Raw genomic sequence first — 8,677 nt, forward strand, 5'->3', positions numbered from 1 at the left:
AGTTAGATGCGTACGATCGGGCTGCCTAACGAAGCGTACGCGCGATAGCGGCCATCTGCGGCGCAGCGTATTCAAGGAAATCGCGGTAGCCACAGTAATCCTCGCGATAGTAGGCGATGTTGAGCCGCTTGCAGTTGCGGTGGCAGATGCGCTCGAAGGGGCAGTCGACGCACGCGGCGCAGGCGCGCCGAGGCTCGGCGAGGAAGGCGTGCAGCGTGTTGCTCGTCGCCATCTGCTCAAGGCTGTCAGAGAGCACGTTACCCAACCGGTAGCGGTCGAGTACGTAGAAGTCGCATGGATATACGTCGCCCGAGCTCTCGACCACGAACTGAGGGGCACAGCGTCCCAGCATGCCGCATTGCTGCGGCGGAATGCCGGCGAAGAGGGGGATGACGTTGTCGAAGAGCGTTACCGAGAATCGATTGCCGCGCCTGAAGTCTTCGACCCACATCCGGAAGAAGGTCTTATAGAACGACGCGAACGCCTCGGGCGTGAGCGAGAACTCGTCAACGTTATCGTCCAGGCCCGGCAGGCAGGGGATGAGCTGAACATAGTCCAGATGGTTACTGCGGTAGAAGCGGTACAGGCGCTGCGGATGCCGGGCGAGCTGCCCGGTGAGCACGGTGAGTACGTTGAACTCGACCTGATGGGTCCTAAGCAAACCGATGGCATCCATCACGCGCCGGTAGGTGCCCGCTCCCTGAGCATCCGGCCGGAGCCAGTCATGCAGCTCGCGGTCGCCGTCGAGCGAGATCCCCACCAGGAACCGATGCTCGTGGAAGAACTCCGCCCAGGCATCGTCCACGAGGTAGCCGTTGGTCTGGATGGCGTAATGGATTTGCTGCTGGTTGCGTTTGCTTTCAACAAGATCTGTGAAGTGCTGGAAGAACTCCAGGCCTGCAAGCGTAGGCTCGCCGCCCTGAAAAGCGAAGGTCACGCTCGCATCGGCGCCCACGGCAAGCGCGCGGTCGATGAGCGCATCCATGACGTCTTCACCCATGACGCCGTGCGACGGCACGGACCTGTGCTCAGCCACATCGGCGTAAAAGCAGTACCGGCAACGCATGTTGCACGATGCTGACGCAGGTTTGATAAGGAACCCAATATGCTTCACGGCCGCCCCCGATATGGTCGCTCGGTAACTCTTACGATGGTACACCGTCTAAGGCAGCGTACGGCGTGTGTATCGCTCAAAATATAACAAGTAATCTGTTTGATATTGTGCGATTATGATGTACTATAACATATAGTGCCAAAATCAAACAGATTCAAACATACCCTACGTAGTAGAGCGGTGCATGCGCGGAGGAGGGAGCCCTATGCTCAAGGCAGAGCGCCAGGAACGCATCCTAGAGTTGCTGGGTGATGAACACACCGCATCGGTGCGGTCGGTTGCCGAGCAGCTCGCGGTGTCCGAGATGACGGTCCGTCGCGACTTCGAGGAGCTTGCCGTGCGCGGCGTGGTCGAGCGCGTCCACGGCGGAGCACGCCTGCGCCATACCGCCGCGACGCATGGCACGCTGGTGGAACGCGAATTCACCCATGGGGAGAAGGCGCGCCTCCATGCCGCGGAGAAGCGCGATATCGCTCGTCGCGCCGCGGCGCTTATCGAACCGCGTGACACGGTCTTCCTCGGCGCCGGCACCACCATCGAGCAGATGGTGTCCGCGCTGCCCGAGGTTCCCTTCCGCATCGTCACCAACAGCTTGGCAGTATTTAGCCTGCTCGAGCAGCGCGAGGGATGCGACCTGTGCCTTGTGGGCGGCACGTACCGGAGCCGGACCCATGCCTTCGTCGGCCCTATGGCCGAAGACGCCATTGCATCGCTCGGTATTGATAAGGCGTTCATCGGCGCGAACGGCGTGACCGACGGCTCCATCTTCACTTCCAACGCCGAAGAGGGGCGTTTCCAGCGCCTGGTTTTCGGGAAGGCCAACGAGCGCTATCTGCTCGCCGATTCCAGCAAGGTGGGGCGCCGCGACTTCTACGGCTTCTTCGACCTCGGTAATATCGACGCGATCTTCACCGATGCTGCACTGACCGGCGAGCAGCGCTTCGAGCTCGAGCAGTATACGCGCGTCGAGCGATAACTCTGTGGACCAGCGCGCAAGCGCAGGAGATAGCGGGAATAGCCCGCATCAAGGAGAAAGGAACGAGCATGAGGGTTGTACTTGGATCCGATGCCGCAGGCATGGAGCTCAAAGAGCTCGTGGCCGCCCATCTGGTCGAGCTGGGGCACGAGGTCGTGGACCTGAGCCCCGAGCCCGCCGCGGACTTCGTCGATTCCGCGACCGCGGTGGCGCATGACCTGCTGGAGCACGATGGCTCCCAGGGCTTTGCCTTCGACGGCTACGGCGTGGGCAGCTACATGGCCGCCACGCGCGTGAAGGGCATGGTCGCCGCGAATATCTCCGACGAGCGCAGCGCTTACATGACGCGCGAGCACAACAACGCCCGTATGGTCTGCATGGGCCCCAAGGTGGTCGGCCCCGAGCTTGCCCTGCGCATCGTGGACGAGTTTTTGGCGGCGGATTATGCCGCCGGACGCCACCAGATCCGCGTGGACATGCTCAACAAGATGGCCTAAGACCGCCCGCAGGCACCCTGTCTGCTTGAATCCCAAGGAGGGAACTATGATCATCGCACTGGGCTGCGACCACATCGTGACCGATGAGAAGACCTATCTGCACGACCGCCTCGAGGAGGCCGGCCACACCGTGCTGGACCTCGGCCCGTACAGCCACACGCGAACCCATTACCCCATCTACGGTAAGGCCGTGGGCGAGGCCGTGGCGAGCGGCCGCGCCGACCTGGGTGTGGTGCTCTGCGGCACCGGTATCGGCATCACCAACGCCGTCAACAAGGTGCCCGGTGCCCGCTGCGCCCTCGTCCGTGACATGACGAGCGCGCTCTATGCCCGTCGCGTGCTCAACGCCAACGTCGTCGGATTCGGCGGCAAGATCACCGGCGAGTTCCTTATGGCTGACACCATGCTCGCCTTTATCAATGCCTCGTATGAGCCCACGCCCGAGCACGACGCCCTCGTCGCCAAGCTCGACGCCGTGAACCAGGCCGATCCCGAGGCGCAGGCCGACCCGCACTTCTTCGACGAGTTCCTGGAGAAGTGGGACCGCGGGGAGTACCACGACTAGCACGTGCTCCAGCGGAAACCTGTAACGCGCCCTGCCGCCCAGTTCCTGCGACAGCCGTGCCCGGGGGAGCCCGCCACGCATCCAGTCGGCGAAGCAAAGAGCCGCCCGTCCGCATAGCAGCAGACGGGCGGCTTCTTGTTAGCGGAAATAGGGGAGCGGGCCGATCGCCTTTCCTCGCGGGCCGGTGCCAGCATTCCTGCGCTAGCACATGACCTGCGTGTATTCCTCGCAGGCGGCGCGCTGCTCGGGGGTGATGCCAGGATCGGTGATTACGGCATCGATCTGCTCCAGGCTGTAGAAGGTGAAGAGGTCGCGCCGGAAGAACTTCGAGGAGTCGGCCAGGATGTAGCGCTTACGGCCCTTATCGAGCGCCATGCGCTGCAGGTTGGAGATGTCCACGTTGTGGCCCATCACGTCCGGAGCGCAGATGCCGTTCACGCCGAAGAACACCTTGTCCACGCTGAGTGACGAGAGGGCTTCCTCAGTGAGGTGTCCGTACAGCACGCTCGTCTTGGGGCGATAAAGTCCGCCCAGCAGGTAGAGCTCGATGTTGGGGTTGCTCTTCAGCAGCTCAAAGGCGGACAGGCTGTTCGTCACCACGCTGAGGGATTTCTCGCCCAGGTATTGGGTGATGAGCTCGCAGGTCGTACCGGCGCCCAGGAACACGGCGTCGCCCTCGTTGATGAGGCCGGCGGCGATCTGGGCGATATGCTGCTTCTCGGAGGAGTGCTGTGAGCGCTTCTTCTCGTGCGGGTACTCGCGCGCCGCCTGCGCCATCGGCACGATGCTTCGGGCGCCGCCACGCACGCGCTCGATGCGCCCGTCCTTCGCTAGCTCCTCCATATCGCGGCGAATGGTCATGGGCGAGGTGCCCAGAATCTCCGCGGCCTCGTTGACCGTGAGGAGTCCCGTGGTGTTGCATAAGCGGACGAGTTCTTCCTGGCGCTGAACTTTGAGCATTTCGGCCTCCCTTCGCCAGCTTAAAAATAACATGAAAGAACAAAAGAAAACAATAAATCTCGCAGACGGTCAGTATTTGTCGCTGAACGGAAAAATTTTCACACTTCAGCACAAACTGTCGCAACTCTTGCTATCATATCAGCGTGCTGAACACCTTGGTTTATCTCGCATAATGTAGAACGAGATGCATGCAGCACAGTGTTCGCTATCCGACTCAGCAATGTTCAGAAACGAACGAATAAGAACATCTGTAGGTACAAGTTTGTCAGGATGGCTAGGGGAGGGCCCAGCAGGCAGGATGAAGCGCCGTGCCGGGCAAATCGATGTGGTTGGAGGACCGAGATGTCGTTTGGTGTGATCCTCGCGACGCATGCGCAGATTGGCTGCGCACTGCTCGAGGGTGCCGAGATGCTCGCTGGCAAGCAGGAGCGCGCCCGTGCGCTCGCGCTGACGGAGAACAAGAGCGTCGCCCAGTTCGAAGCCGAGTTCAATGAGGCCTATGACGAGCTTGCCGCAGCATACGACCACGTGGTGGTGCTGTGCGACATCTACGGCGGCACGCCGTTCAACGTGACGTCGCGCGCCAAGCTCTCGGGCAAGCAGCTCACCGCGTTCACTGGCGTGAACCTGCCCATCGTGATCGACCTCCTGTTCTCGGGCGACCTCACGCCCGACGAGGTGCGCGCTCATGTCGCCGAGCAGGCCGCGACGTCGGTCCAGGAAATCAAAGTGGAGTTAGCAGCAGAGGACGAGGACGACCTCGACCTCTAGGAAGGAGCAACAACCATGGCACTCAAGCTTATCGACATCGATGATCGCCTGATCCACGGCCAGATCGCCAGCACGTGGATTCCCGATCTGGGTATCGAATCGGTCATCATCGCCAACGACGAGTGTGCGAACGACCCCGTGCAGCGCTCGGTCGCTGGCCTCGCCGCTCCCGGTATCAAGGTTTCCGTCTTCACCGTCGACAAGTTCATCGACGTGCTCACGAAGACCACCCTCAAGAAGACCACCCTCGTCATCGTGGGCAACCCCATCGACGCCCTCAAGCTTCGTAAGAACGGGCTCGATTTCGATTATCTCAACGTCTCCGGCATGCGCTTCAACGACCAGCGCACCCGCGTCCACAAGAACATGTCCGTCACGCCCGAAGAGCGTGAGGCGTTCAAGGAACTCGACGCGATGGGCGTCGAGCTGTGGATGCAGCCGACCACGCGCGACGAGAAGGCGCGCGTGATGGACCTGCTCGCCAAGGTCCAGTAGGCGTCTCCGGTTCATCCGGAGCTTCAGTTCAGCGGCAACGCCGACCGCGCAAGCGGGAGGCAAAGATAGAAACGGAAAAGGAGGAAAAGGAATGCTTCAAGCACTGCTCCTTGCCCTGTGGGCCGGCCTGTGCGAGTGGGATCAGCTGGGACCCCATCTCGGTTTCCGCAAGCCGCTTCTGGCCTCGGTGGGCGTCGGCCTCATCTTGGGCGACATGACGACTGCCATCATCATCGGCGCCACCATGGAGCTCATGTGGCTCGGCGTCAACAACATCGGCGCGTACGTTCCGCCCGATGTCATCTCCGGCACCATCGTGGGTGCCTCGCTGGGCATCATGTCCGGCGGTAGCGTGACCGAGGCTACGGCGCTTGCCGTCGCCATCGGCGTGCCCACCGCCACCCTGGTGCAGCAGCTCAACATCCTGGTCATGACCACCAACGTGACCTTCCTGCACGGAGCCGATAAGGCTGCGGAGTCCGGTAAGTTCAGCTCCATCAACAAGTACTTCTGGGGCGGCGCCATCTGCTTCTTCCTGACGCGTGCCGTGCCGGTGTTCATCGCCACCGGTATTGGTTCCTACGTCATCGAGGGCATTATGGCCTTCCTGCAGAACGATGTGCCGTGGGTGCTGTCCGGCTTCAGCACGGCCGGTGGCATGATGCCCGCCGTGGGCCTCGCCATGCTGCTCACCATGATGATGAAGAAGAACATGTGGATCTTCCTGCTCATTGGCTTCGTCCTGAACGCCTACATGGGCATCCCGACGCTCGGTTGCGCGATCCTCGCCGCCGCCATCGCTGGCTTCTATGACCTCGTCATCGAGGGCCAGAAGGGCGCGCAGGCCGCTCCGGCCATCGCCACCGCTGCAGGCGACGATGATGGAGAGGAGTATGATCTGTAATGGCTCACGTTAGCAAGCATGCCCTGAACAAGGTTCTGCTGCGCACCCAGGGCTGCCAGTTTGCGCACAACTACGAGCGTATGCAGTCGCTCTCGCTCACCTACTGCTTCTCGCCCGTGCTCGAGGAGCTCTACAAGGACCGTCCCAAGGAGGAGCGCGTCACCGCACTCAAGCGCTATCTTGAGTACTTCAACACGCATCCGCTGGCGATCCCGCTGATCCTCGGCATCTGCGCCGCTCTCGAGGAGAGCACGGACGAGGACCACAAGGATGCCGTCACCGGCGTCAAGACCTCGCTTATGGGTCCCTTCGCCGGCCTGGGCGACTCCATGCTCAACCTCACCTGGTATCCCATCGCGGGCTCCATCGGTGCTTCGCTCTGCGTGGACAACGGTTCGCTCATCGGCCCCATCGTGATGTTCCTGCTCATCAACCTGCTGTACTGGCCCATGAAGTACTTCGGTGTGCACATGGGTTACAGCAAGGGTATGGAGCTCATCGAGAAGGGCGGCCTGGCCCTCATCGAGCGCCTAGGCAACCTGGCCAACGTCCTCGGAGTCATCGTCGTGGGCTGCCTCATCCCGCAGACGGTCAAGCTCACCACCGGCCTGCAGTTCGCCTTCGAAGAGGGCGACCCGCTGGTCATCCAGAACCAGCTTGACGCCGTCATGCCCTACATGCTCCCGGTGATCCTCACCCTGGTGTGCTACAAGCTCATCAAGAAGGGCAACGGTAAGAACACGGCCCAGGTCATCATCGGCCTCATCGTGTTCGCGCTCGTGTTCGCCGCCTTCGGCTACTACACGGGCATCAAGATCTTCGCGTAAGCGAACAAAGCCGGCCTGGACCCGTCGGTTTGCCGCACGGCGGGTCCAGGCACCCGTGTTTCCCAACATGCCCGGGCTTCATCGCGATCCCTGGCATCTTGTGGAACATGAGTCCTTATACCCATTTCACGAGGAAGGGTACCCGCATGAGAACCGTACTCGTCCTGATGGACACCTTGCGCCGCGACGCACTGGGATGCTACAACCCCGAGGGCGCAGCGCAGACCCCTTGTCTTGACGCCTTCGCCCAGGATTCCGTGGTCTTTGACAACCACTGGATCGGCTCGGCGCCGTGCATGCCCGCCCGCCGCGACATCATGTGCGGCCGCTATAACTTTTTGGAGCGGCCCTGGGGCCCCGTCGAGCCCTTCGACGTGACCTTGGTGGACGGCCTGCGTGCCGGCGGCACCTACACGCACATCGCCACGGACCACTGTCACTACGCCCGTACCGGCGGCGAGGGCTACCTGCAGCTCTTCAACACCTGGGAGCTCTTCCGCGGCCAGGAGGGCGACCCCTGGGTGAGCCGCATCGACGAGCCGAACAACATGCCCGAGACCTTCTACGGCCGCGTGCGTGAGCAGTACCAGAAGAACCGCGGCCGCTGGCCGCGCGAGGAGGACATGCCGAGCCCGCGCACCTTCCGCGCCGCGTGCGACTTCATCGACGAGAACGCCGAAGACGACGATTTCTTCCTCATGGTGGAGGCCTTCGATCCGCATGAGCCCTTCGACGTGCCCAACACGTACATGGAGCTCTACGGTGGTAGCGACGGGCTCGACCGCGACTACTTCGAGATCCCGCCCTACAAGCGTGTGAGCGACACCGACATCCCGGATTCTGCCGTGGACTATGTGCAGCGTCGCTACAAGGCGCTCGTCACCATGACGGACCACTGGTTCGGCACGCTCGTTGATAAGCTCAAGGAGCGCGGCATCTACGAGGACACCATGGTTCTGGTCACCACCGATCACGGCTACTTCCTCGGTGAGCGCGACTACCTGGGCAAGAACTACATGCACCTGTACAACGAGCTCGCGCACCTGCCGTTTATCGTGCACTTCCCGGGCGGGGCGCGCGCAGGCGAGCGCGCCGGCCAGCTCACGCAGGCTATCGACATCATGCCCACGGTACTCGAGGCGCATGGATGCCCCGTGCCGCCCGAGGTCTGCGGCGCATCGCTCATGCCGCTCGTCACAGATGCGGAGGCGCCTACGCGCGACTATGGGCTTTTCGGCGTGCACGCCATGACGGTGAACGTGACCGATGGCCGCTACACCTATTTCCGCGCGCCGGTGCCGGGCAACCAGCCTTGTTTCGAATACGCGGCGATTCCGCATACCATCCGCCACAAGATGGGTACGGAGTGCCCGGACGAGATTGAGTGCGGCCGATTCCTGGCGCGCACCAACTACCCGGTCTACAAGATTCCCTGTCGCAAGCCGGCGAACATCGACCAGCGCGAGGACTGCCTGGAAGAGGTGCACGACTCGCTCCTCTTCGACCTTGCCGAGGATTACGGCCAGACCCACAACCTGGTGGGCGAGGACGCTGCGGCCGAAGAGCGC

10 protein-coding genes are annotated in these 8,677 nt (G+C 62.1%); 8 read left to right on the forward strand and 2 right to left on the reverse strand.

All coding sequences use genetic code 11. From position 1 onward, the window contains the following. Positions 1-25 precede the first annotated feature (25 nt). A complete protein-coding gene (locus tag AC1VS5_RS09025) occupies positions 26-1,066 on the reverse strand; it encodes a radical SAM protein (RefSeq protein WP_481218413.1) in 1,041 nt (346 codons plus the stop codon). Positions 1,067-1,319: 253 nt separating this feature from the next. Here AC1VS5_RS09025 and AC1VS5_RS09030 point away from each other — a divergent pair, with 253 nt between their 5' ends. The 3 genes from AC1VS5_RS09030 (at position 1,320) to lacB (ending at position 3,152) form a co-directional block, all read left to right on the forward strand. Then, positions 1,320-2,090, forward strand: a complete 771-nt coding sequence (locus tag AC1VS5_RS09030; RefSeq protein WP_481218414.1) for a DeoR/GlpR family DNA-binding transcription regulator — start codon at positions 1,320-1,322, stop codon at positions 2,088-2,090. Between the two features lie 68 nt (positions 2,091-2,158). Continuing rightward, positions 2,159-2,587 carry a galactose-6-phosphate isomerase subunit LacA gene (gene lacA, locus AC1VS5_RS09035; protein ID WP_144688158.1) on the forward strand — a complete coding sequence of 143 codons (429 nt, stop codon included), beginning with the start codon at positions 2,159-2,161 and terminating at the stop codon, positions 2,585-2,587. Positions 2,588-2,633: 46 nt separating this feature from the next. After that, positions 2,634-3,152 (forward strand): galactose-6-phosphate isomerase subunit LacB, encoded by a 519-nt coding sequence (gene lacB, locus AC1VS5_RS09040; RefSeq protein WP_144688159.1) that lies wholly within the window; start codon positions 2,634-2,636, stop codon positions 3,150-3,152. A gap of 201 nt (positions 3,153-3,353) precedes the next feature. Here lacB and AC1VS5_RS09045 read toward each other — a convergent pair whose 3' ends face one another. Next, positions 3,354-4,112, reverse strand: a complete 759-nt coding sequence (locus tag AC1VS5_RS09045) for a DeoR/GlpR family DNA-binding transcription regulator (RefSeq protein ID WP_276766339.1) — start codon at positions 4,110-4,112, stop codon at positions 3,354-3,356. Positions 4,113-4,454: 342 nt separating this feature from the next. Here AC1VS5_RS09045 and AC1VS5_RS09050 point away from each other — a divergent pair, with 342 nt between their 5' ends. The 5 genes from AC1VS5_RS09050 to AC1VS5_RS09070 all read left to right on the forward strand — a co-directional run. After that, positions 4,455-4,883: a PTS sugar transporter subunit IIA gene (locus AC1VS5_RS09050; protein WP_329739714.1), complete on the forward strand. Its 429-nt coding sequence runs from the start codon at positions 4,455-4,457 to the stop codon at positions 4,881-4,883. Positions 4,884-4,898: 15 nt separating this feature from the next. Beyond that, entirely contained in the window at positions 4,899-5,378 is a 480-nt protein-coding gene (locus AC1VS5_RS09055; RefSeq protein WP_144688162.1) for a PTS sugar transporter subunit IIB, read from the forward strand. A 91-nt stretch (positions 5,379-5,469) separates the two neighbouring features. After that, positions 5,470-6,282 (forward strand): PTS mannose/fructose/sorbose/N-acetylgalactosamine transporter subunit IIC, encoded by an 813-nt coding sequence (locus AC1VS5_RS09060; protein WP_144688163.1) that lies wholly within the window; start codon positions 5,470-5,472, stop codon positions 6,280-6,282. Next, entirely contained in the window at positions 6,282-7,109 is an 828-nt protein-coding gene (locus AC1VS5_RS09065) for a PTS system mannose/fructose/sorbose family transporter subunit IID (RefSeq protein ID WP_144688164.1), read from the forward strand. Before AC1VS5_RS09060 ends, AC1VS5_RS09065 begins: the two co-directional genes overlap by 1 nt. A gap of 146 nt (positions 7,110-7,255) precedes the next feature. Beyond that, positions 7,256-8,677: sulfatase (locus AC1VS5_RS09070; RefSeq protein WP_481218415.1), on the forward strand; the 1,422-nt coding region annotated here is incomplete at its 3' end.

This window comes from Enorma sp. (assembly GCF_982429025.1).